At 43.8% G+C, this 22,791-nt stretch carries 26 protein-coding genes and 1 pseudogene; 8 read left to right on the top strand and 19 right to left on the bottom strand.

Annotation, left to right across the window (positions count from 1 at the left end; genetic code table 11):
* Positions 1-14: 14 nt before the first annotated feature.
* The 4 genes from BLQ32_RS13565 to BLQ32_RS13550 all read right to left on the bottom strand — a co-directional run bounded on the left by BLQ32_RS13565 (position 15) and on the right by BLQ32_RS13550 (position 1,859).
* Positions 15-380, bottom strand: coding sequence for a rhodanese-like domain-containing protein (locus BLQ32_RS13565; RefSeq protein ID WP_074510728.1), 366 nt, complete (start codon positions 378-380; stop codon positions 15-17).
* A gap of 16 nt (positions 381-396) precedes the next feature.
* Positions 397-906 carry a DsrE/DsrF/DrsH-like family protein gene (locus BLQ32_RS13560; RefSeq protein ID WP_074510727.1) on the bottom strand — a complete coding sequence of 170 codons (510 nt, stop codon included), beginning with the start codon at positions 904-906 and terminating at the stop codon, positions 397-399.
* A gap of 111 nt (positions 907-1,017) precedes the next feature.
* Entirely contained in the window at positions 1,018-1,278 is a 261-nt protein-coding gene (locus tag BLQ32_RS13555) for a metal-sensitive transcriptional regulator (RefSeq protein ID WP_074510726.1), read from the bottom strand.
* A gap of 197 nt (positions 1,279-1,475) precedes the next feature.
* Positions 1,476-1,859, bottom strand: a complete 384-nt coding sequence (locus BLQ32_RS13550) for a DUF302 domain-containing protein (RefSeq protein WP_074510725.1) — start codon at positions 1,857-1,859, stop codon at positions 1,476-1,478.
* Between the two features lie 545 nt (positions 1,860-2,404).
* Here BLQ32_RS13550 and BLQ32_RS13545 point away from each other — a divergent pair.
* Positions 2,405-3,610 carry an MFS transporter gene (locus BLQ32_RS13545; protein ID WP_074510724.1) on the top strand — a complete coding sequence of 402 codons (1,206 nt, stop codon included), beginning with the start codon at positions 2,405-2,407 and terminating at the stop codon, positions 3,608-3,610.
* 95 nt (positions 3,611-3,705) lie between these two features.
* Here the strand turns inward: BLQ32_RS13545 and BLQ32_RS13540 are convergent, their stop codons facing one another.
* The 3 genes and pseudogenes from BLQ32_RS13540 to BLQ32_RS19710 form a co-directional block, all read right to left on the bottom strand.
* Positions 3,706-4,182 carry a DUF4306 domain-containing protein gene (locus BLQ32_RS13540; RefSeq protein ID WP_074510723.1) on the bottom strand — a complete coding sequence of 159 codons (477 nt, stop codon included), beginning with the start codon at positions 4,180-4,182 and terminating at the stop codon, positions 3,706-3,708.
* Positions 4,183-4,274: 92 nt separating this feature from the next.
* A complete protein-coding gene (locus tag BLQ32_RS13535) occupies positions 4,275-4,754 on the bottom strand; it encodes a hypothetical protein (protein ID WP_074510722.1) in 480 nt (159 codons plus the stop codon).
* A 166-nt stretch (positions 4,755-4,920) separates the two neighbouring features.
* A pseudogene (locus BLQ32_RS19710) lies at positions 4,921-5,061 on the bottom strand (c-type cytochrome biogenesis protein CcsB); the annotation flags it as partial.
* 285 nt (positions 5,062-5,346) lie between these two features.
* Here BLQ32_RS19710 and BLQ32_RS13525 point away from each other — a divergent pair.
* From BLQ32_RS13525 to BLQ32_RS13515, 3 genes are all read left to right on the top strand, one after another.
* Positions 5,347-5,697 carry a hypothetical protein gene (locus BLQ32_RS13525; protein WP_074510721.1) on the top strand — a complete coding sequence of 117 codons (351 nt, stop codon included), beginning with the start codon at positions 5,347-5,349 and terminating at the stop codon, positions 5,695-5,697.
* Positions 5,698-5,765: 68 nt separating this feature from the next.
* A complete protein-coding gene (locus BLQ32_RS13520) occupies positions 5,766-6,092 on the top strand; it encodes an antibiotic biosynthesis monooxygenase family protein (protein ID WP_074510720.1) in 327 nt (108 codons plus the stop codon).
* Positions 6,093-6,154: 62 nt separating this feature from the next.
* Positions 6,155-6,814, top strand: a complete 660-nt coding sequence (locus tag BLQ32_RS13515) for an O-methyltransferase (protein WP_074510719.1) — start codon at positions 6,155-6,157, stop codon at positions 6,812-6,814.
* A gap of 70 nt (positions 6,815-6,884) precedes the next feature.
* On the opposite strand, the gene BLQ32_RS13510 is transcribed toward BLQ32_RS13515, so the two are convergent.
* The gene (locus BLQ32_RS13510) at positions 6,885-8,171 is read right to left on the bottom strand and encodes an MFS transporter (protein WP_074510804.1); all 1,287 of its coding nucleotides are present in this window, start codon (positions 8,169-8,171) and stop codon (positions 6,885-6,887) included.
* A 247-nt stretch (positions 8,172-8,418) separates the two neighbouring features.
* Here BLQ32_RS13510 and BLQ32_RS13505 point away from each other — a divergent pair, with 247 nt between their 5' ends.
* Together BLQ32_RS13505 and BLQ32_RS13500 are read left to right on the top strand one after the other, a co-directional pair.
* Positions 8,419-8,661, top strand: coding sequence for a hypothetical protein (locus BLQ32_RS13505; protein ID WP_036808936.1), 243 nt, complete (start codon positions 8,419-8,421; stop codon positions 8,659-8,661).
* A gap of 118 nt (positions 8,662-8,779) precedes the next feature.
* On the top strand, positions 8,780-9,013 hold the full coding sequence (locus tag BLQ32_RS13500) for a hypothetical protein (protein ID WP_074510718.1): 234 nt from the start codon (positions 8,780-8,782) through the stop codon (positions 9,011-9,013).
* A 100-nt stretch (positions 9,014-9,113) separates the two neighbouring features.
* Here the strand turns inward: BLQ32_RS13500 and BLQ32_RS13495 are convergent, their stop codons facing one another.
* Positions 9,114-9,878, bottom strand: a complete 765-nt coding sequence (locus BLQ32_RS13495; RefSeq protein ID WP_074510717.1) for a sporulation protein — start codon at positions 9,876-9,878, stop codon at positions 9,114-9,116.
* 279 nt (positions 9,879-10,157) lie between these two features.
* On the opposite strand from BLQ32_RS13495, the gene BLQ32_RS13490 reads away from it, so the two are divergent.
* Positions 10,158-10,619, top strand: a complete 462-nt coding sequence (locus BLQ32_RS13490; RefSeq protein WP_074510716.1) for a universal stress protein — start codon at positions 10,158-10,160, stop codon at positions 10,617-10,619.
* A 283-nt stretch (positions 10,620-10,902) separates the two neighbouring features.
* Here BLQ32_RS13490 and BLQ32_RS13485 read toward each other — a convergent pair whose 3' ends face one another.
* From BLQ32_RS13485 to BLQ32_RS13445, 9 genes are all read right to left on the bottom strand, one after another.
* On the bottom strand, positions 10,903-11,568 hold the full coding sequence (locus BLQ32_RS13485; protein WP_074510715.1) for a Type 1 glutamine amidotransferase-like domain-containing protein: 666 nt from the start codon (positions 11,566-11,568) through the stop codon (positions 10,903-10,905).
* A 364-nt stretch (positions 11,569-11,932) separates the two neighbouring features.
* A complete protein-coding gene (locus BLQ32_RS13480) occupies positions 11,933-13,165 on the bottom strand; it encodes an MFS transporter (protein ID WP_074510714.1) in 1,233 nt (410 codons plus the stop codon).
* 137 nt (positions 13,166-13,302) lie between these two features.
* On the bottom strand, positions 13,303-13,626 hold the full coding sequence (locus BLQ32_RS13475) for an ArsR/SmtB family transcription factor (protein ID WP_036808954.1): 324 nt from the start codon (positions 13,624-13,626) through the stop codon (positions 13,303-13,305).
* A gap of 186 nt (positions 13,627-13,812) precedes the next feature.
* Positions 13,813-15,933: a heavy metal translocating P-type ATPase gene (locus BLQ32_RS13470; RefSeq protein ID WP_074510713.1), complete on the bottom strand. Its 2,121-nt coding sequence runs from the start codon at positions 15,931-15,933 to the stop codon at positions 13,813-13,815.
* Positions 15,934-16,004: 71 nt separating this feature from the next.
* The gene (gene copZ / locus BLQ32_RS13465) at positions 16,005-16,208 is read right to left on the bottom strand and encodes a copper chaperone CopZ (protein ID WP_074510712.1); all 204 of its coding nucleotides are present in this window, start codon (positions 16,206-16,208) and stop codon (positions 16,005-16,007) included.
* Between the two features lie 192 nt (positions 16,209-16,400).
* The gene (locus BLQ32_RS13460; RefSeq protein ID WP_074510711.1) at positions 16,401-17,843 is read right to left on the bottom strand and encodes an MFS transporter; all 1,443 of its coding nucleotides are present in this window, start codon (positions 17,841-17,843) and stop codon (positions 16,401-16,403) included.
* Between the two features lie 739 nt (positions 17,844-18,582).
* Entirely contained in the window at positions 18,583-19,143 is a 561-nt protein-coding gene (locus BLQ32_RS13455; protein ID WP_074510710.1) for a DNA-3-methyladenine glycosylase I, read from the bottom strand.
* A 255-nt stretch (positions 19,144-19,398) separates the two neighbouring features.
* Positions 19,399-20,400: an LLM class flavin-dependent oxidoreductase gene (locus BLQ32_RS13450; RefSeq protein WP_074510709.1), complete on the bottom strand. Its 1,002-nt coding sequence runs from the start codon at positions 20,398-20,400 to the stop codon at positions 19,399-19,401.
* 96 nt (positions 20,401-20,496) lie between these two features.
* Positions 20,497-21,261 carry an MBL fold metallo-hydrolase gene (locus tag BLQ32_RS13445; RefSeq protein WP_074510803.1) on the bottom strand — a complete coding sequence of 255 codons (765 nt, stop codon included), beginning with the start codon at positions 21,259-21,261 and terminating at the stop codon, positions 20,497-20,499.
* A 515-nt stretch (positions 21,262-21,776) separates the two neighbouring features.
* On the opposite strand from BLQ32_RS13445, the gene BLQ32_RS13440 reads away from it, so the two are divergent.
* Entirely contained in the window at positions 21,777-22,112 is a 336-nt protein-coding gene (locus BLQ32_RS13440) for a winged helix-turn-helix transcriptional regulator (protein WP_074510708.1), read from the top strand.
* A 179-nt stretch (positions 22,113-22,291) separates the two neighbouring features.
* Here BLQ32_RS13440 and BLQ32_RS13435 read toward each other — a convergent pair whose 3' ends face one another.
* Positions 22,292-22,735 carry an Lrp/AsnC family transcriptional regulator gene (locus BLQ32_RS13435; RefSeq protein ID WP_074510707.1) on the bottom strand — a complete coding sequence of 148 codons (444 nt, stop codon included), beginning with the start codon at positions 22,733-22,735 and terminating at the stop codon, positions 22,292-22,294.
* Positions 22,736-22,791 lie beyond the last annotated feature (56 nt).

Below are 22,791 nucleotides of genomic sequence, written 5' to 3'. Positions count from 1 at the left end.
TTTCCTCCTTCAGCTTATGGACGATAATTGTTCATGCCGCCTCTTACATTAACGACTTGTTCAAAACCATTTTTCTTTAATAAGTCTGCTGCTCTGCTGCTTCGCATACCGCTCTGGCAGATCAGGTAAATGTCTTGCTCTGCGTTCAGTTCATTCAGGCGATTTGGCAATTCATTGAGCGGGATATTCTTGAATTCCTTGATGTGCCCTGCTTTGAACTCTGCTGGTGTTCTTACATCAATAAATTGTTTGCCGATTTTCTTAAGTTCTGGCTTCAGTTCATCCGTCGAAATGGATTTTCCGCCTTTTGCTGGTGCGATCGCGCGGTAACCGATAAAGACAATAACAGCACCGATTAAAATCATTAACCAAGTATCCATAGTTCCCCTCTTTTCGTTAAATGAATAAATTCACGTTGCCGTCTTCTGCATCTGCCAAATAGGCCGCTACTCCAGCGTATGTTACATCATCAAGCAATTCTTCCTGCTGCAGTCCGAGAAGATCCATCGTCATTGTACATGCCACCAAATTGATGTCCTGTTCCTGCGCCATTTCAATCAGTTGCGGCATCGTCATCGCATTGTGTTTGCCAATGACCTGTTTGATCATTTTGGGTCCCATGCCGCCCATATTCATATTGGACAAGCCCATCTTGTCTGCGCCCCGCGGCATCATTCTGGCAAATTGCCGTTCAAGAAAACCTTTCTTTACGGCAGGCGGATTGTCTTTCCGAAGTGCATTCAATCCCCAAAATGTATGGAAGATGGTCACTTTGTGGTCGTAGGCCGCCGCCCCATTTGCGATGATATAAGCTGCCATCGCTTTGTCGTAATCCCCGCTGAATAAAATAATGTTTGTTGATTTTGTTTGTTCCACTGTCTTGTTTCCTCCGCTCCATTTACCCATAGGGGTATATAAATTTATAAATAAAAAAGGTTCGCACACTTTAACTTAATACCCTATGGGGTATATTACCATCCGAGAAGAAATTCGTCAACACATGATTGACGAATTTTCTCAGCGGCTTTTGACCAGAAGACTCACTGCATCTTTTACAAGCTGATCGGTGCTTTCCCCTTTTTCAAGGCTTTCACGGACACACTGTTCCAGGTTTTCACTGACAATGACGCCGATTGCGCGATCCACTGCACTTCGAACTGCAGACAGCTGAGTAACTACATCGCGGCAATCGTCGTTTTCTTCGACCATCCGCAGGACGCCTTTCACCTGGCCTTCAATCCGTTTTAGCCGGTTTTGGACTTGTTTATCGTATTCCATTGGTTTGTCTCTCCTTTAAAAAGTTTATAAGCTTTTGATAATCATATCATATACCCCTTTGGGTATAATTTCAACTATATTGCTTTTCTTTATATAGGAGGAACAATCCCTAATTTTTCGCCTATGCACATTTAAACATCAGGAATTGTTCCATCTTCTTTAGCTATTTGCCTCTATTTTGGCTTCAGCTTGTCTTTTTAAACAGATTTATCAATACAGCCAATCAATCTTTCTTCAATATCCAAAGCGATTTGTTTGATTGACTCATTTTGCACCATATCAATCAAAGCGCTTGGTTTTGGCATGCCGATTTTCGTCGTTCCCTCTTCTTCGTAGACTACAATTTTACATGGCAGGAAGTATCCGACCATCAAGTCTTCTGACAGCACCCGGTTTGCTTCCTGAGGGTTGCAGACTTCGAGAATGGTGAACGGAGTATCAAAATCTGTGCCTTTTTCCTGAAGTTTTGCTGTCAAATCAAAATTCCAAAGAATCCCGAACTTTTCTGCCTGCAAGTTTTCTGCGAGTGCTTGAACCGCTTCGTCTCTGCCTTTTTCCGTTTCTACTGTGTAATTGAACATAATGAAAACCCCTCTCTTGTTAATTGCTTATTCCTAAGTATTGTTCCCTCTTATCAGCCAATGAATCATTTGGCCGTTTGTATTAACTTTTATTTGGTGACGACTATAAAAACAAAAAACGCAATTCCTGCCAGAAATGCTAACCGCTGCGCTGGTCATAGCGAATTCCAAAATGTCTTCATGAAAATCTCCTTCGCCAAATTAAACCCCTAGGGGTATATTTCTTGTACTTAGAATAACTTGAAAGTAAATTAAGTGCAACTGATGTGCTTCAATATATTTAAAGCGACTAGTTGGATTATCTATTTTTAGTCATTAAATAAATGAGAGTTGTCTTGCGCCACTTTCCATTTTCTTCTTTCAATCCCATTTATTTTATGTATATTTAACGTATAATGGAGCTAACCAAAATCCAGGACGCCCCCCTTTCCCCCCGGGGAACCGTCCGACAGCTGAAAGGGGCATTCGATATGACCTGTAGTCCAATTTAAATAGCCCCATTCATTCATAACAATTACGAATTGAATTCACGGGGGAATACAATTATGAAACTGAATCGAAATTTCAATTTGCTGTTGACCGGGCAGTCGCTTGCGAATATTGGCGACGTCTTGTACATCGTCAGTGTGATTTACCTAATTTTTGAATTGACCGGATCGGCCACTGCTGCCGCTTTTGTACCATTTACCATTACCGCATCGATGTTTCTGTCGAACACATTGACGCCACTGCTGATGCAGCGCTTTAATTTGAAATGGCTGCTAACTGGCTCGCAGATGGGCAAAACCGCCTTGCTGATTTTGCTAGCATCTTTATTGCCGCAACTCTTTCTTTCCAACTACTATGTGCTATTTCCAGTCATCAGTATAGTTGCCTTGCTGGACGGCTGTGCCAACCCTGTGACTCAAACACTCCTCCAGCATTACGTGAAGAGTGAACAGCTGTTAAAAGCGAATGGCATCACTGAAACTATTACCCAGTCGATCCAAACCGCCATGTGGTTTGTTAGCAGCTCACTGTTGATTTGGCTCTCAGCAAACGATTTGGTTTGGCTGACTGCGGCTTTGTTTTTCTTGTCGAGCCTTCTTTTATGCGGGTTGGAGTCCGTTCACATTACGCCTTCCAAGGAGCAAAGCAAGCGGCAGCAGATCACACAGGGCTGGCAGACCGTTTCCGCTTCACCCGTGCTAAAACGGATTGCCTGGATGGATGTTTTGGAAACCGTTGCCGGCACTGTTTGGATCGCCGCAATTCTTTATGTTTTTGTCAGCGATGCTTTGTCGGCCGGTGAACAATGGTGGGGCTTCATAAATGGTTCTTTCTTTCTCGGATTGATCGCAGGCAGCCTTTTCTGTCTGCGCTTTTCGGACCGGATCGAGCAAAAGCTCAGCCAGTTCATTTTCCTAGGTGCTGTCTCAAGCAGTCTTGCCACTATTCTCTTCGGGCTAAACAGCCTGCCGCTGCTAGCATTGCTATTGTCTTTTTTGGTCGGTGTTTTCGGACAGATCAAAAACATTCCGCAGCAGACCGTGGTCCAGACAAGCGTACCGAAAAACCAATTGCCAATGGTGTTCACAACGCTCGGCGCAATCGGCACCGGAACCTTTGGCGTCGCCTCCCTTATGATGGGTGTTTTGGCAGATGCATTTGGCATCCGCGGAGTCTTTGTCTTGTCGGGTATCTTACTAGCAGCAGTCAGCTTGATTGCTTATAAAGGAAGAGTTCTTTTATGGCGAACTGTGCAGGAATAAAAGAGATATACAAAAAGAGACAGCCGTTTGTCAATCGGCTGTCTCTTTTGATTCATATAAATAGGAAAAGCTTCCTGTCACGAAAATTTTCCTTTTCAAAAGCCTTTCGCTTCACTGTATCTTCCGGATTTTACCGCAATCATCCCAAATACGGAGAATGCCCCTGTAATCCCGAATAGGAAAGCAAACAGCTGAAAGCCAATGGTCGGCGAATCAAATAAAGCATAGCATGTTAGGAAAGAAATGCTCGCTATGAGCAATAATATCGCATTTCTTACGGTTCTTCTTCCTCTTAATAACCAGAAAGTCAGCTGGAACAAAACAAAATAGAACGATATCGCCATCACTAGCGGAAAAAGGGGCTCAAACTTTGCGGCATAGACAAAATGATCAAGAACCCACAGATTGTCTGCATTTGTGAAGCCTTCATTTGCCCAATTAGAGAACACGGCGGTATACCGCCATTCCCCCGGTTCGTCGCGCAATTGCCCGCCTTCGTACCAGCTGATGAGCGCCGCCAGTATAAATACAACAAACGCGCCAATCAACAGGACAATTTTTTTAAATGACATACGTCTTTCTCCTTCCGTATTGCTTTAATCATCCTTAAGAAATAAAAGATAATAAGTTCCATCTATAGGATATATTTACATCTCTCCAAAAACTACTCCACTTCGATGACAAACGTATAGGACACTTCTCCGCCTTCCCAAGTTGCGAGCACTTCATAAATATAGCGGCCTCCGCTAACAGGAACCTGGAATTGATGGTCGGTTAACTCTATTTTCTCCTCTCTCCTGTTTTCACTCCAATGATAGACGGAAATTTCTGGATCTCTCTCTATCTCCAATTCAATCACGGCGTTTGGGCTTGCTTGTATCGCAACTACTTCTTCAGCTAATTGAGGCGGTGAAGCAGCATCCGTCATCGCAACTTCCGTTCCGGTGCCGCTTTTCCTTTCCCACCGGAGGTTGCCTTCTTTCAGGTCGTGCAGCTCGCCGTCAATGCGGACCATTCCTGCCATCGACGGCGGAAACTCTGCCTGCGTTTCTTCTGTACTTCCGTTTGTTTTTATTATCCCAGCCGAACAGCCTATTAAAAGAAAAAGGAGTGACCCAGCTGCCAGTATATTTTTCAATGCCATGAACCCTGTTCCTTTCATTTTATGGATGAAGCGGCTATTGTTTGAAGCTGATGTATATTTTCCTTATTATCCCATAAAACGCGTTCCACCGTTTAGCTTTCCGTAGATTTTTAGAACCTAAACAGCCCTGAGAGAACAAATCGTTCTCCCAGGGCTCTAACTTCGTTTAGGCATAAGAATGCAAACCGGCGATAACTAAGTTCACAAAAATTTGATTGAAAATGATTGTCCCGAAACCGATGATGGCGAGCCAGGCCGTTTTCTCCCCTATCCATTCTTTACCGAGCCGCAAATGAAGGAATGACGAACTGCTTAACGAAATCATGGATTCTGTGGACATAATTATCCTCCTTCGACATATAAAAAATGGATAAATTCATTCTTTTTCATCATAGCATTATTGATGGCATTTAATGTAAGTCAATCATGTGAAGTACTTTTGTGAACGACTTCTTAATTTTTGTTTAATATACTTTCTATTTCAGTTTATTAATGTCCTTACAAGGTTGCTCGTTAATAGTTTGACACTTTGTATACAAATGTATACAATAAAGAACGGATAATGAAATGCATACGTTTGGAGGTAAAAGCAATGAAAGAACCCGAAGACACAAAACCAACCAGATCTGATGACCTAAGTCGGGAGGAATTCCGTCGCGGCAGAGGCGGACACCGGCGCAAAGAACGCGGCGGCGCCAAAACGTTCAGGCGCGGCAGAGCCCTTGAATTTCTGGCCCGCATGAACACCCGCCGGCATACGTTAAAACAGCAGCTGGAAACGCCGGAATTGCAGACGATCCATCCGGTTCTGGTCGGTGAACTGAAAGCGGTTGATATGGTGATCGCTGAATTTACGCAGCTGTTTGAAATCCATGAAGACGAAATGCATGAAAGTTCTTCCGCATCCGAAGACAAACCCGGCGAAACTGTCCATGGCGAGTAAGTTTAAAGAAATCGCAGAGAATGTATCGAAAGCAAGTTCAAAATTATAAAATGAATGGAGATTAAAATATGTTTATCCAATCCCGTAAAATGACCATCACTGAAGGAAATTCCCACTTGGTGCTTGAGCGCTTCAGCAAACCCGGAATTCTTGAAAAGCAAGAAGGCTTTGTTGATATGAAGGTTTTACAGAAAAAAGTGAGACGCGGCGAAGAAGAAGTGCTGATCCTCGTGACATGGGAATCCGAAGCGCATTGGAAGCAATGGGAGAAAAGCGATGTCCATATCGCCGGCCATAAAGCGAACCTGAACAAACCCAAACCGGCGCATATCCTTAATGTGGAAGTGGCCAAATACGAAGTAAAGGCAGTTAAAACGGCAGTTCAAGAAAACTAAGCTCTTTATAGCTTAAGCTGGCGCAAACTTTAACAGCATCTTGAAAATCAGGAGGTCTTTTAATGAAAGAGCAAATGTGGAACGACGTAGACGATTATTTTACAGATAAGCTTCACAACACAGATCCGGTCATGAAAGCCGTGCAGCAAAATAATGCTGATTCCGGATTGCCGGGAATCGATGTTTCAGCGAATCATGGCAAGTTCCTGAGCCTGATGGTGAAAATGGCGAACGCCAAAAACGTTTTGGAAATCGGTACACTTGGCGGCTACAGCAGCATTTGGATGGGGCGCGGCTTGCCGGAAGATGGACGCATTGTGACACTTGAATACAAAAACGCCCACGCCAAAGTGGCCCGCGAAAACATCCAACGCGCGGGATTGTCCGATAAAATCGAAGTCATCGAAGGAGCAGCCCTTGATACATTGCCGACTTTGAAATCCAAGGGATGGCCAGCTTTCGACTTGATTTTCATTGATGCGGACAAACCGAGCTATCCTGAATATTTTAAATGGGCACTGGAACTTTCACGACCTGGCACCGTTATCATTGCCGATAATGTGGTACGAAGCGGGCGCGTACTCGACCCGGAAGACCCTACCGGAAAAGCGGTGCGGGAATTCATGGACTTGATGGCGGATGAGGCATTGATCGACGGCACTGCCCTTCAAACAGTCGGCAGCAAAGGCTATGACGGCTTTGCTATCGGAATTGTGAAATAAGGCATTTACTTAAACAAAAGACATTCAGTAAGTGATTAATCCACTTGCCATGAATGTCTTTTTCTATTGCTTAAGCCGCACGCGATGAACTTTTGCTGCGGCTTGTCCAAAGCATGATGGGAATTAAAATCAGCGCCAGCACTCCCCCGCTCAAAGACAAGACAGTATAGCTCCATCCAGCCACTATCATGCCCGATAATACCCCTCCAGAAGCTCCCGATAAAGCGATCAAGACATCCACGTTCCCTTGGATTTTGGCTCGGTTATCTGAAACCGTAGAATCGACCACTTTCGTCGTTCCGCTGATCAACCCGATGTTCCAGCCAATGCCAAGCAAAGCCAGTGCCAAAATAATCGAGATCAAAGATTCTCCCGGCGCTAATGCCGCTAAAACACTGGCTATTGTGAGTGTGGCACCTGCTGCCACAGACATGGCAGTGGCTCCGAATTTATCGACTAAGATGCCTGTAAACAACGAAGGCAGATACATGGCTCCGATATGGATGCCGATCACCAGTCCGACGTCTCCAAGATCATGGCCGAAATGCCCCATATGTACAGGTGTCATCGTCATAATCGCAATCATGATCATCTGTGTCAGTACCATAATAGCAGCCCCGGCTGCCACCCCTTTTTTGCTGTAGGCTTGAGGCGTATCCTCTGAAACGTTTTGTTGTTTATGCTCTTTGCGGTAATCCTCTATTGCTTTGGCAATTAAAAACGGATCCGGGCGAAGCCACAGGAAAATCACCAGCCCCGCCAACAGAAACGCTGTCCCCGATAACAGAAACGGTCCCGAAAGTGCCGGAATTCCAATTGATAAAGCAAACTCGCCCATTATCCCGACCAGATTCGGACCGGCAAACGCTCCGAATGCAGCGGATACCATGATGATGCTGATCGCTTTCGCCCGCTGGTTCTTAGCGGCCAAATCTGTTCCAGCATAACGTGTTTGCAGGTTAGTCGCCGTTCCAGCCCCGTAAATGAGCATCGATATTACTAATAGTGGAAGGCTATTTAGGATTGCAGCAAGCACCACCCCCAGCCCGCCAATTCCTCCGAGCATAAAACCTGTGGTTAAGCCGCGGCGTCGGCCATAGCGTTGAGAAAGCCGACCGACAAGAACAGCTGCAGCAGCTGACCCCAGTGTAAACAAGGCGATCGGCATTCCGGCATAAGCAGCCGTACCGAGCATTTGCTGCGCCAATAAAGCCCCTACCGTAATTCCTGCTGCCAATCCGGCCCCGCCAAAAATCTGGGACAGGCTGGCGATAAAAATGACCCGGCGGTATAATTTTTTCAGTTTTTCCGGTGAGTCGATATAAGTTTGAACGGACTGATCGGTTTTAATTGCCATCATGAACCACCTTCTTTTGGCGAAACGCCGCGAATACTATAGAAATGAAAAAGCTTTGGAAACACACAACCATTATAGCCGGCGCTCCCTATTTGAGATTATTAAAAGTTAAATCCAGTGCGCTACAGGCCATAAGGGCGTTCGGTAGGATTTCCCATTTTCCCGTGCTATACTTATTCTCTAGCACTAATGGATTCTTTCAGACTTTTCTTAGTCACTTTCCATAGCAGGAAAGGAGACACTCTCTATGAAATACGATAGCGTAAAAGTTTTTTTAGAAACAATGTGTGAATACAATACGGTGAAGATCAATCAGGTCTTTACCGCGGAAGACGGTCAAAGCTTGTCTGTCCGCTGTTTGCCAAATACGACTACATTTGAGATTACTCATTCGTTTACCCAAGAAATTGTCCAAAACGATTCGACTGAGGAAACAGCACAATACATCATTTCATTTTTAAGTTCTTACGATATGAGCAAAAGCTCCTGACAATTCAGGGGTTTTTTCGATTAAGAAATAAGAAATCGGGTAAAACCTTTATAGACAGGCTTGAGCGTATTAAAAATAATGGACGACCTATGTCAAAGAAGGAAAGAGCGCGATTATCATGAAGTTGGAACACATCAAGAATCTTTTGCAGATTTCATGCAATTTTAATACTTCGACCATCAGCCATTCCTTCTCGATTGGGGCGGAAGAGACACTGACCGTAAAATGCCTTAAAGACACGTTCATCCTTGAAGTGACTTCCAGTGAAAATCAGCACATTGAATACTATACGACTGTCGATGAAGCAGCTGAAGCTCTGCACAAAAGAATTCATGCCGCTAAAACAAACTGACCTCCTTGAAAAAGGAGGTTTTTCTGTTGGTTGACTCGGCAGCTTTTCCCGGAGCTTCTAGCAAGTTATTTGCTTGTATTTCATATATTGAACTACTTATTTACGATTTGCTTGCCAGAAGATGAAGGAGTTGTTGATAGATCTCTTTCTTATCAGGCACATTGCCATAACGGTAATGAAGCAGTGTTTTCGATTCAGTTCCCTTCGTTTTATGGCCAAGTAAATGTTTCTGGTTTTTCCCTTCACGAACTAGCTTGATATAGGCCGTGGTTCCTACACTATCCGAAATGAGAGCCAATTGCAGGACAGTGAAATGCCGCTCGAATTTGTGGCTGGGGTAAAACTCAAGTTCCTGAACAACGCCGCTATGGGTCAGATTGCTTCTGATATTCGCTGCCTTTTTTAGCGGAAAATCCAATTCATGCAGAGCAGTCAAAATCTTTTCTGCCGCTTCAGTTCCCACGACATGGATGTCATGCTCATCGATTTCCTCTTTCTCCCTCTCCGTTTTTAACGCTGTTTTCAGCCTAACATCCACTTTATGGATAGTCAGAGGGGTTTCAGGAGACAGCTTTAGTGAAAACGGCATCGTTTTTTCTTCTTTCGGCAAAATCCGAAAGGAATTTGTCAGGCTGCAGTTCTGGATTTCTGCGTCTTGCATAACTTTCCGTTCGCCATCGTTCACCGAAACAGTTGTCATGACTGAAATTGTTACTTCATCTATTTTTTGCTCCGCTTCGCCTCCAATTACATACACTTGCCCTGAAACCATATCTCCTTGTCTCACTTTGGCGTTTAAGATATGAAGTCCGATTTTGGCATTCCCTATTCCGGCGTTTGCTCTTAAAGTTTCTAAAAGAGACACTGCAATCCCTCCCTATTTATCTATATATTCAATTTATTATATCACCAGGGATTGTCTATTGCTTCAAGATGAGTTTAGGACACGCAAGTAAGGAATTTACTGTCGGCCATGCGTTTCAAAACCTTTAATTTAGCCGGATTGATGGTTTTCCTAACGTTCTTTTAAAGATGCTGGTTTGGGTTAATCTCCGAAGCGGACGGGCAGATTTAACCGATTTCAGCAGGACTTATCGGGGTGCTGGAGAATTAAATCAATAATCGAAAAATCGGGGGGATGGATATGGCATTGGAATACCAACATCTTTTGCTAGCAGTTGATGGTTCCCGTGAAGCAGAATGGGCATTCAAAAAGTCAATTGAAATTGCACGGCGCAACAACGCGAAATTGAATATTGTCCATGTAGTGGAAAGCCGGCCATTCACCGGAGTCGAAGTCTATGACCCTTCTCTAGAAGAACATGCTTTCAAGCTTGGAAAAGAGCTATTAGCCAAATACAAAAAAGAAGCGGAACAAACGGACATCCCGGATGTTAACGTCATCCTGGCCGTTGGTTCTCCAAAATATTTAATAGCCGGAGAAATAACCAAACAAGTAAATGCGGATCTTATCATTTGCGGAGCCACCGGCTTGAATGCCATTCAACGGTTTATCATTGGCAGTGTCTCAGAACACATCGTCCGCGAAAGCCGATGCGATGTTTTAGTAGTCCGAACAAAAGACCATGCAAAAGCCAATTCTTAATCAGGAACTCGCCTGTTTAAGAATTTTGGTTTAAACAATGCCAAGCATTTATTTCATAACATCCATTTTAAAAAGGCACCCGAAAATTAAGTTTAAGAACTTAATTTTCGGGTGCCCTAATTCAGTAAAGTAGTGTCGGCGGCATGCATAAATTTCTAAAATCACCACCCCCCCTCCATGTCAGAAGAATTTTAAGCGTTTCATAATTCTTAAGTTAATATCACGCGCTAGTTCACTTAAATTCTGCTTCCATTACTCCGATATTAGATCATCCGCATAATCATTACCGAAATAACTTCCATCGCCCTTCACTTACAACTTCAACTGATCCGTCGACCACTTTGATGGCGGTTTGATCATCAATCGCATATGCCGTTCCTTTCAAGCCTGCGGCCCATCGCTCTGCGGCAGCCAAGGTGTTTTCAGGCAGCGTTTCATTCTCCAAATGCGGAAACACCGCAAAGTCAACCAAGTTCAGCACTTCATCACTCTCGATTGGCGGAATCCATCCTACGAAGTCTTCTCCAATTTGAGGAGCCAGAACCATGCTGCCTGCACTCATTCCTACATAAACTGCGTTTAGCGACGGCAAAAGTTCTGCCAACCCTGATTGCTTCATCCAATAAGCCAGATACAGGGCATCGCCGCCCGCCACCAGCAGAACGTCCGTCTCCTGGACTAGTGGTACCCAGCGATCTTTGCCAATGCTTGGAAGTGCTGTGAGTTCCAGCACACCGACAGATCTCCAACCTAAATCAACCATGGGGTTTTCAGACTTCCCGCTGATAAACTCCCATGCATTGATGCCAGGCCCGACCCAAGGATGGCCATACATCGCTGTCGGAATGCACAAGGCGTTGGATTCCGCTATCGGCTTTCCTAACAATTCAATCAGTGCAGTATGGATACTTTTGTTCGTCACGCCTGCAGATGTAAGCAGAAATTTCATAACCCCACCCCATTCTCAAAATTTTTCATTGGATAACCATACGCTTTAACATAAGTTCAATTTCTATTGAGTTTTCAGCTATTGAGTGGAGCTAGGCTTAATGAATCGAAATAAAACAAATTCGTATTCTTTTCCCTAATCGGACAGTTCCCCGTTTTTTTCTGCTTCGACCATCATAAGGCTTCTGGATGTTTTAAAATTCAAGGCATCTACGTTTAATTCCTTCTTACCGGATATCAGAATCTGATCATCTGTTGTTTTTTTGCAGATTTACTAAATATCTTGATTCATCTAATCCATTCAAATATGATTCAATACTGATAATAAAAAAACACCCTGCTTTTTGCAAGGTGTTCAATATTTTTTAGTAATCAGCTCCCTCATACGCTTTCGAACTTGATAAAACTTGTTTTCGGTCCATACGGTAGCTGGCATATGCCAGGCCAGAAGCGATCAGCGCGCAAGCGCCGCCAGCCCAGGAGAGGTGGACGTAACCGCCATTTGCTACTACATATCCTCCCAGTGTTGCACCTAATGCAATCCCAATATTAACGGCTACTGGCGTTAGGGAAGAAGCAAAATCTTTAGCTGCTGGAAAATATACAGTCGCCAAGTTCATCAAATACAATTGTATTGTCGCGTTCATGGCATAAATCATCACTGCCATCAACATTAAACTGACTAAACCAGCAATAGTGGATTCCATTGTAAAATATAAGGAACCTAATATAACAGCTTGGACAATAAACACATAGCGCAGCTTGCTTACACCGTTGTGGCTGGCGATTTTTCCTGCCAATACATTACTCAAGATTGAAAATGCTCCGTAGGCCAGTAAGATCATACTCACATAGCTTGTAGAAATTCCCAATCCTTCTTCTAAGATCGGTGTGATGTATGTGTAGATAGTATAGGTTCCCGCAATTGAAAATGTCGGGATAAAGAAAGCCAGAATCATCCGCGGGTTTGTCAGCAACCCCAGCTGTTCTTTCGCTGACGCTTTTTGCACTTTCAGTTTTCTCGGCAGGATAAAAATGCTCAAGACCAAACTGACTATGCCTAAAAACGTAGTGAACCAGAAAGTCAATTGCCAGTTGCCGAGCTGGCCAATGAGTGTCCCTAAAGGCACGCCAATGACATTGGAGATTGTGAACCCGGCAAAAATCAATGCGATGATGGAGCCTCTCTTACTTTCCGGCATGATATCGCTGGCGATGCTCATCGACAGAGCTACCAAAACACCGCTGACAACCGCCGTAATGACTCTTGAAAAAATCAACAGTTCATAAGAGCCGGACAATGCGCTGATAATATTCCCGACAATGAATAAAGAAATCAACGATAGCATTAATGGATATTTGGGAAATCGGCTGACATACGCTGTCAGGACGGGCGTTCCAATTGCGTAAGCGATGGCAAAGCCCGATACCAAGGTACCCGCGACGGCTAAACTGATGTTCAAATCGGACGAAACTTCGGTCAACAGGCCGACAATTACAAATTCACTCGTCCCCATGACAAACGTTAAAAGCGTCAGTGTAAAAGCCAATACTTTCTGTTTTGTTGTTAACAAACCTTTTTCTAAAACTTTGGTCATGAAAAAATTCACTCCTAATTCTTAATTTCCTTGTACATATGAATGAATTCTTTCATTCCTACTCCAAGCATGTCTTTACGAATATAGATATATCTAAAAATCTCGATGTAACAAGTAAAAAAAGGCATGCTACTGCCTTAAATTTCTTCGTTGATGAACTGTGCGATTTTCGCCAATGTCACTTCGTTCCGTCGGTAATATGTCCACTGCCCGTAACGCACCGCTTCAAGCAAACCTGCTTTCTGCATGAGCGACAAGTAATGGGAAACGGTTGACTGAGAAAGGTTCACCTTTTCTTGAATATCTCCTACGCAAACGCCGCCTTCAATGCTTACCTCCTTTGGCAAATGCGCTTGCTGCGCTGGAAAATTCTTCTCTGGTTCCCGCAGCCACTTTAAAATATTCAGACGGGTTTCGTTTGATAAAGCTTTGAAAATATCTAATGCATTTAAATTGTCCATGTATGCATCTTATATCGATTTAATTCGATATGTCAATGCATTTGAATTAAAACTGAAGTATTGAAGCGTTGAAAATAATATCTTTAAACCCATTTTTGACTGCAGCCAATAAAAAAAGGTGCCTCCAAAGTTATCATAAATCAACTTTTTGGAGGCACCTTTTCTCTAGCAGGCTATTAAACCGACCTAATTCTTAAGTTTTAAGGCCATCGCATTGATCGCCACAATGACAGTTGAGACGGACATCAGGACCGCTCCTGCTGCAGGCGCTAACGTAATCCCAATGGAAGCTAAAACGCCGGCAGCTATAGGAATGGCAATAAAGTTATAGCCGGCTCCCCAAACGAGGTTTTGTTTCATTTTACCGGTTGTTTTATTGGCCAATTCGATAAATGATTCGATGTCTCCTGGATCCGACTGCGTCAAAATCACATCTGCGGAATCGATAGCGACTTGAGTGCCGGCTCCGACTGCGACACCAACGTCTGCCATCGCAAGAGATGGAGCATCGTTGACGCCATCGCCGACCATGATCACGGTTTGCCCTTTGCTTTTCAGAGATTCGACCAAATTGTATTTATCCTGCGGGGATTGATTGGCTTTGTATTCAATGCCCAGTTCCTCCGCCACGCCCTGGGCGGCCGTTTCATTGTCGCCAGTAGCCATAATCGGTTGAATACCGTTCTGCTTCAATGCCCGGATCAGCGTTTTACTCGTTTCCTTTAATTCATCACCTAATGCGACCGTACCAATCGGTTTCCCATCTTCAACCAGTATGCTTAATGTGGCTCCTTTTGGAACATCCACCGCAACGGCTTTTCCGAGCGCCTTTTGGCTGATCACTTTGTAGTTGCGTCCATTGGCGTTCCCTTCCACACCTGCACCGGGCACGATATCTATCTTATCGAAGCGGACAGGCTGAATCCCTTGCTCCTCAGCGTAATGAACAATCGATTGGGCGATCGGGTGACTTGATCCGCCTTCAATCCCTGCCATAAAGGCTGTGATATCAGCTTTGTTATATTGGCTAACCAGCGTTTCCATGTTCAATACTTTGAATTCCCCGGTAGTCAACGTACCGGTTTTATCCAGGATCATCACATCGGCCTTATTTGCCAATTCCAATGCTTCACGGTCTTTCACTAATAACCCGCGGCTTGCACCCAGGCTGGTGCTTCGTGCAATCACTAAAGGAATGGCAAGGCCGAGAGCATGCGGACAAGCGATAACCAGCGTCGTGACCGTAAAGAGAATGGCAGTTTGGAAATCCGCTATATACAGCCAAACTCCAAACGCGATGACGGCTGCCGCAATGGCGATATAGAATAGCCAGCCGGCTACTTTATGGGCCAAGTTTTCAGCTCTCGAAGGCTGATTTTGAGCTTGGCCAATCAAGGTTTGGACTTGAGAAATGAACGACTGGTCACCCGTTTCCTGCACTTCAAGATACAAGATGCCTTCACCGTTCGTGGAACCGCCGATCACCTTATCTCCGGCCCCTTTTTCAACGGGTTTGGATTCTCCTGTCAGCAATGCCTCATTGATGCGAGAGGCTCCTCGCTTGATGATGCCATCCGCAGGAACGTTTTCTCCAGCCTGCACTCGCACAAGATCTCCCACTTTCAACTCGGCGACTGGGCGTGTCTCGATCGAATCGTCTACCAAAACCACATGTGCATCTTTCGGCACCAATTCAGCGAGTGATTTTTGTGCGTCTCCTGCTTCGCCGACAGCTTTCATTTCAATCCAGTGGCCCAGGAGCATGATCAAGAGCAATGAGGAAAATTCAAAGAAGAAATCCATAATGTGTTGGCCGGTTACATAGCGGGCCAGCACTGCATAAATACTATACAGATAGGAAACGGATAGCCCTAAAGAGATAAGGGCCATCATGCCTGGGGCTTTCTGCTTGAATTCGCTTACTGCACCCTGAAAGAAGGGTCTCCCGCCATAAACCAATAAAATCGTTGCTAATACAGCGACTACAATATCCGAGTAAGTGAAAGTGAATTGAAATGGAAGCCGAAAATCCATCATCGGTGACAATAACAGAATAACGATGCCCACTGGCAGCGACTTCAGGAAAATTTCTTTGAAGTTCCCATGATGATCATGTCCATGATTATGCCCGCTGTGATCGGAATGAGTAGGATGATCATGGTTCTGTGATGGATTGCTGTGGCCATGAACGCCTTCTTCCACTTGTGCTTCATGATAGGCATGCCCAACATGTTTGGAGTGATCCAGCTTACTATGATCTACCTGTTCGTGCTGATGATGGGTATGGTCTTTTTCATTTTTAGCCATTAAGTACGCCTCCACTCTATACGCCCTGTGGGTATAATTATTTTAAAAACAAAGAGTGCTAATTAGCACTCTTATACAACTTCATATCCTTGTTCTTCAATTGTTTCCTGAATTTCAGTTAATGACGTTCTATTATTGTCAAATGCAACTGCTACTTCCCATTTATCAAGGTCCGCTTTTACCGATAAGACGCCATGAAGTTGGCCCACGCTCGATTCAACCGCATTTACACAATGTCCACAAGACACCCCTTTTACTTTCAATGTTTTGTTCATCCGTATTCCTCCTCAGATTTTTTCTCTCAAAGTTGATCTAGTTGGACTGTTGGTTTCATCGTTTCTTTCATTATTATCTTCCCGTATACATATACCCTCTACCCGTATCTTACTTAAATTTTTTTTGTATGTCAAAGCAACTGATTCGTATACTAATCCATTTACATATTTTTTAAAGTAATTTTTTACTACCTATTCCTCTGCAGGAATTTGTGCGAACTCAGGTCTACGTACAAATATAAACGACAGGATTGCACCGGCAAATGCTACGATTCCAGACCAGAAGAATGCTTGCTGAAACCCTGCATTCAATGCCTCGATTGGATCAGCGGAACCGCTTGAAGCGGTCGCCACGCCGGCAATCGCTACCATGGCGGCCAATCCGATAGCAGACCCAATCTGATAAAACGTGTTGTACAGACCAGATGCCAGCCCCGATCTTTCCGATTCAACTGCTGCCACAGATGCTGTGGTTGCCGGCAGATATGCTAAGGCGTTGCCCAGTGCTGCCAATAGCGACGCGAGTAAGACGTTCGTCCAGTAATCCCCTTCGATTGTTGCTGTTTGAGAAAACAGGATGGACCCGATTCCGAGAATGATAAACCCAACAATCATTGTTTTCTTGATGCCCAATTTGGCCATCAGTTTTTCCGCTACCGCAATCATGAAGATGGCCATCAAGATCGGCATCGGCAATAAGGCCATCGCTCCGCCGAGCGGTGAAAGCTGCAAGACTTGCTGCAAGTACAGCACCAAAATATAGATCAATGGGAACCACGATGCCGCAATCAGGAATACAGAAATATTCCCGATGGTCAGGTTAGGCGACTTGAAAATACTTAACGGCACCAACGGCTCTTTTTTCTTGGCTTGAACCAACAGGAAAACAAGGAATAGGACGCCGCCGACTGACAAAGACGATAAGGTGTTGAACGACTGCCAGCCGCTTTGTTCCGCCATGACGATTCCATAAACAATCAGCATAAGCGAAACAGTCACTAACACCGCTCCAAGATAATCGACGCGGCCGGCTGCTCTACGTACGCTCTTTTGCAAAAGCTTGGGTGACAAGATTAGCACGATGAAACTGAGCGGTACATAAATCAGTAGCGTCCAGCGCCATCCGAACACTTCTGTAATCACACCGCCGAGCACGATGCCCAGTGCGCCGCCGGCAGCCCCGGAAAGTCCCCAGAAAGCCAGGGCTTTTCCCATCTCTTTCGGGTTGGCAGAAAACAGCAGCATGATTAACGACAATGCCGCTGGTGCGATGAAAGCAGAGGCCAATCCTTGGGCGCCTCGTGCTACGTTCAGGCTTGTTTCACTCCAAGCAAGACCAGCAAATAACGAAGATATGATTAAAATAATAACGCCTAGATTAAAAATGCGCCGGTTGCCGAATAAATCCGCTAAGCGGCCGCCAAGCAGCAGGAATCCGCCAAAGAAAAGAAGAAAGGCACTCATCACCCATTGCAGGCTTTCCTGGCTATACCCGAGTGTCTCTTTAATGGAAGGCAAAGCAATTTGGACGATCGCCGAGTCCATCATCACAAGAAAGTTTGCAAAGCACAAAAGAGCTAATGCTTTCCAGCGTTTTGGATCTGGTTGTTGAATCGTTTGTGTTTGTGTAGCCATAAGTACATCTCCTTCTAGTTTCCAGTTAGTCTACAGAAAGTTCACTTTCAGTGACCTATTTTGGTTTTCACGTGATTGCTGTCGATCGAGTTGGTATCCACCATGTATAATATTTGTTTATTTGGCCGAAACAATAGTTGTTTCTATATTCCTTTCAGCAAATTTTCAAAGCAGCAAGAAAATTAAACTACGATATACATGTAAGGGGTATATGAGGGTGCAAAAATTTTTGCCAACTTCTTTACCCTGACAAACTCTGTTATGGACCATCTAGGTGCTTTCAGATACTCTAACAACTTTACAAGAACAATATACTATACCCCCCTATAGTATGTAAAGGTGTTGAGAGAATTTCTAAAAAATAAATTGCTGCTACTATGTTTTTCCCACTTGAGAGAATTCTTTCAACATGATGAATAGACAGACAAAAGGCGATGAAACCGAATAATGGTAAACCTCACCCGACTAGGAAGCTATTCGACAATACAGTCAAACTATCACCAGAAATTATTATACGAGCAAAAAAGACATCAACTGCTTTGCAGGATGCCCTTTACTGAATATTGATTAATTTAATTTCTGACGTCTTTCTGTGCAGATAAGAGCTGAGGCTAAAAAACAAAGTATAATTTGATTATTAGAATCCGATTGCTCTATTGGTTCATGGTTTGAGAATCCTCTAATTCCTTTGCTGCTGATCTGTCGGTTGTTAGTTTAAGTTCCGTACCAATTTTTCCGTCTATCTATTTGAAGTATGAAACTTACAGGTTTTCATATGATCATCCACGATACCGATGGCCTGCAGAAAGGAATAAGTGGTAACCGGTCCTACAAATTTAAAGCCTCTCTTCTTAAGATCTTTACTGACCAGGAGAGATAAAGGAGATTGCCCAGGCATCTGCGCATCAGTCTCCCAACTATTCACAATCGGTTTATGATCGACAAAACTCCATAAGAAGTCAGCAAAACTCCCGTATTCTTTTTGAATCTTTAAGACTGCCTGCGCATTGGTGCGAATCGATTGAAGCTTTGAAAAATGCTTGATGACTTGATAATTCTCTTTTATCTCTTCTAAATCTGTATCATTCAATCCGGCGCAAAATGTGATGTCAAACTGATGAAAAGCAGTTTGATAAGCATTGCGCTTTGCTAAAACAATACTCCAAGATAAACCGGCTTGGGCCCCCTCCAACGTTAACATCTCGAAAATATATCGGTCGTCCCTAGTGGGTCTGCACCATTCCTCATCGTGATAGGCTTGCATAAGTTCACTGTTTTGCGGCCATACACATCCGTCCATAGTTCGGTTCACCTCTTTCATCTTGTTGAACTTACTTTACCACTCCTACTTTGACTTCTGCATGTCCTAATAAAAATGCTATTTTTTGCAGCGGCAAAAATCAAGCATTTCAGAATAAAGGTGAAATGAAAGAATTTAGTTTTGGAAAACCAAAGAGAGGAAGATCTGTGCTGATTCAGCAGCGATCTTCCTCCATTACATTGCAATTATTCGAGTAAACACTTCTATAAAGATAACGTCTCGGAATATTGCCTTCTATTCAAATAAGGCTTCGCTAACCTGCTTGAAAATTTCATAGGAACGAATTTCCTTTTCAAGTTCATAGATATTGGATATGGCTATGATTTCATCCACCTGGTAGGCCTGTTGGAAGTTGATCACTTCGCTGCGGATCGTTTCTTCATCGCCCATGATCGTATATCCAAGCCGGTGGTGAAGTATTTCCAATTCATCTTGAGACAACGACTCAAGAAAGTCCTTGGTCGGCGGGATAAGCTGGCTTAAGTTATTTGTATAAATATCGATATACACCTGCAAATGACTGGCGGCAATAAAAGCTGCCTCTTCCATTGAATCTGCTGCAATCACATTGATGGCAGCAATCACATAAGGCTCTTGTAAATAAGCAGACGGCCGGAAATTTTCCCGGTAAATCGCGAGCGCTTCCTCCATAACTTCGGGAGAAAATTGTGCTCCAAATGCATAAGGCAGACCTAGATTCGCAGCAATTTTAGCCGAACCCGTTGAGGAGCCTAAAATCAGGACCGGAACATGGGTCCCGAGGCCAGGAAAAGCACGCACCTCTCCTTGGCCTTCTTCATCCCCCAAATAACGCAAGATATCCCGGACTTCCCGTTCAAAGAAAAACACGCCATTATGATTCGAACGCCGAATCACGTCAGCAGTTTTTTGATCCGTTCCCGGCGCCCGGCCCAACGCTAAATCTACCCGGTCTGGATACAAGGTTTCAAGGGTTCCAAATTGTTCTGCTACGACTACCGGAGAATGGTTCGGCAACATGATGCCTCCCGAACCTACCCGAATGTTTTCTGTATTGGCCAATATGTGCTGCACGATTGATACGGTAGCAGCACTGGCATAGGCATCGTGGTTATGGTGTTCAGCAAACCAAATTCGTTTATAGTCCATCTTGTCGACCGCTTTCGCTAACGATACCGCAGAATCAATTCCTTGTTTCATGGTTTCTCCTTGTCTTAATGGAGCAACGGATAACACGGATACATCAAATTTCTTCATCTTTTCACCTCTAAATTTTTTGTTTGCATCACTATGTTGCCACTGTGGCTGTCTTCACCTTGTTGTCTAAAAGGCTCCTTTACTCCATTTTTCCTGTTAATACAAGTAGGATTCTCCATCATCCGGCACAAATACATTAGACTCAATTCCTTTTTCGTTGATGAATTTCTTTAATTCTTCTCTAGACAATCCCCAATGGTTTACTGCTTCCATATGGCTAACAATGACGGCAGCTTCCGGTGCAGCCTTGTATACTTCATAGACGTCTTCTTTGCCCATAATAAGGGGGCCGCCTTCTAGAAATTGGTTTTGGCCGCCATTAAGAATAATAACTTCGGGTTTATAAGCATCGATGTTCTCTTGCACTTTTTCATACCAGACAGTGTCACCCGCTAAATACAAAGTTTTTTCATCTGGATGTTGGAAGATGATTCCCATCACATTCCCCATTGCCTTTGCCATTTCTCCATACCCGTGACGGCCATCCACTTCCGTAATTTCAACACCATTAAAGTTTGTATCCACTCCTTCTTCCATGATTTCGATATTCGTGAATCCTGATTTTTTGGCTAATTCAGCATCTGCTTCATCTTGCATAAACAGCTTCATGTCTTTAGGCAGCTGTTCAATTGCTGCTTGATCAAAATGATCCTCATGTGTATGGGTTACGATGACCGCATCTACACCATCAAGAATCTCATCAACGGGCATCGGCAATTCAACGATTGGATTTCGATCATTTCGCTCGGCAGGACCAAAAGATTCAAATTCACCCTTTTTGGAAAACATAGGGTCAATCAGGAACTTCTGTCCGCTGTATTCCACTGTCACAGTAGCATTTCGTATTTGCTGGACAGTCATTTCCTGCTCTTGTTGCTGAGAACCCTTGCCTTCAACATCCGACTGGGTGTTCTGAGGGGTTCCACAAGCTGTTAATAGGCTGCTAGCCAGGAGCATTGTCATAGTCAGGACAGACATTTTTTTGAATTTCATCATTTTGATAAATCCTCATTTCTAAGTTGTAATAGTCTTTTTTGTTCCGGTTGACGGCTTGGTATTAGGCGTCGATGCTTCTGCCGCCATGGCATCAGCTTCTTCCATTTTTCAGTAATGTGTCTATAGAAGCTAAGTGGTATTGCATCAACTCATTTCTTATCCTCCTTACAGGGTTCCACGGTTTAGTTAGAACTTCGATTTAATTCCTTTTTCGGCGCCGTTGAATGTTAAAGAACTCGCAAGATGTAACCTGCTTGAAATTTCGCGATTAAAAATGCTGCAACTCTTTACTCGAAGTTAAATGTATTATATAGTGAGTACAAATCCGCAAACAAGTATGCACTTTTTTCGCATATACTATCAGAAAGGATAGTGTGAACATGAAAACATCCAAAATTAATGTAGCTGACAACCAGGAAACCTTCTTTGGCTATACACTTTCCATCATCAATGGAAAATGGAAACTGCTGATTATTTACTGTCTATCGAACAACAATGCCGTGCGCTATAACGAACTTCAGCGCATGATTGGCAAAATCACTTATCGGACGCTTAGTTCAACATTGAAGGAAATGGAAAGTGATGGGCTAGTTCATCGCGAGGAATACCCGCAGATTCCTCCAAAGGTTGAATACAGCCTCACGCAGAAAGGGAAAACCCTCTGGCCAATTATTCAAGAGATGTGCAAATGGGGAGAATTCAATCAAGCGAAATGAAAACATACCTCCTCCTCAAACTTCTCGACACCGCCAGCAACTGAACAATACAAATATTGAAGAGGTCCTGAAAAAGAAAAAGGCTGAAATTCTTGTTTTATCAAGAATTCCAGCCTTTTTCTTTATTTAATCGAAGCTAGGATTGGTAAAATCCTTTATTTTGTATAAAAATCTGTGAGTCATACGGTGTCAATGAACGAACGCCGTTGTTTAATTTCTTTTATGGAAAGGTACAAAGTATAATTTCCGTAATTTAGAATCGCATTCAAGAGCAGGTTTAACTGATCTTGGGAAGCCACTTTTATTTTCAAATGATAACAGCCTTCTCCCGACACCCGGTGCGCTTCCATTACTTCTTGCCGCTCCCCAAGAAAATCGGTGAACTGCTCGTGATTCGTTGTTTTCATATAAATGATGACAAATGCCGTATATGAAAACCCCAGCTTCATCTCATCGACAATCAGCGAATACGCTTTAATGACGCCGCTGTCTTCCAGTTTCTTAATGCGATTGCCTACTGCCTGACCCGTCATGTGGATTTGTTCGCCTAAGTCTTTCCATTGGATACGGGAATTCTCCGACAGCAGGCGAAGGATCTGAAAATCAATATTGTTTAGTTCCATAGTTGATTCCTTTCATGGTGAAATGATATGATGCAAAAACGCTTCATCAGCCTATC

This window comes from Planococcus glaciei (assembly GCF_900099655.1).
Taxonomy (GTDB): domain Bacteria; phylum Bacillota; class Bacilli; order Bacillales_A; family Planococcaceae; genus Planococcus; species Planococcus glaciei.
The sequence above is the reverse complement of the archived record's forward strand: the minus strand, read 5'-3'. Positions and strand labels throughout refer to the sequence as shown.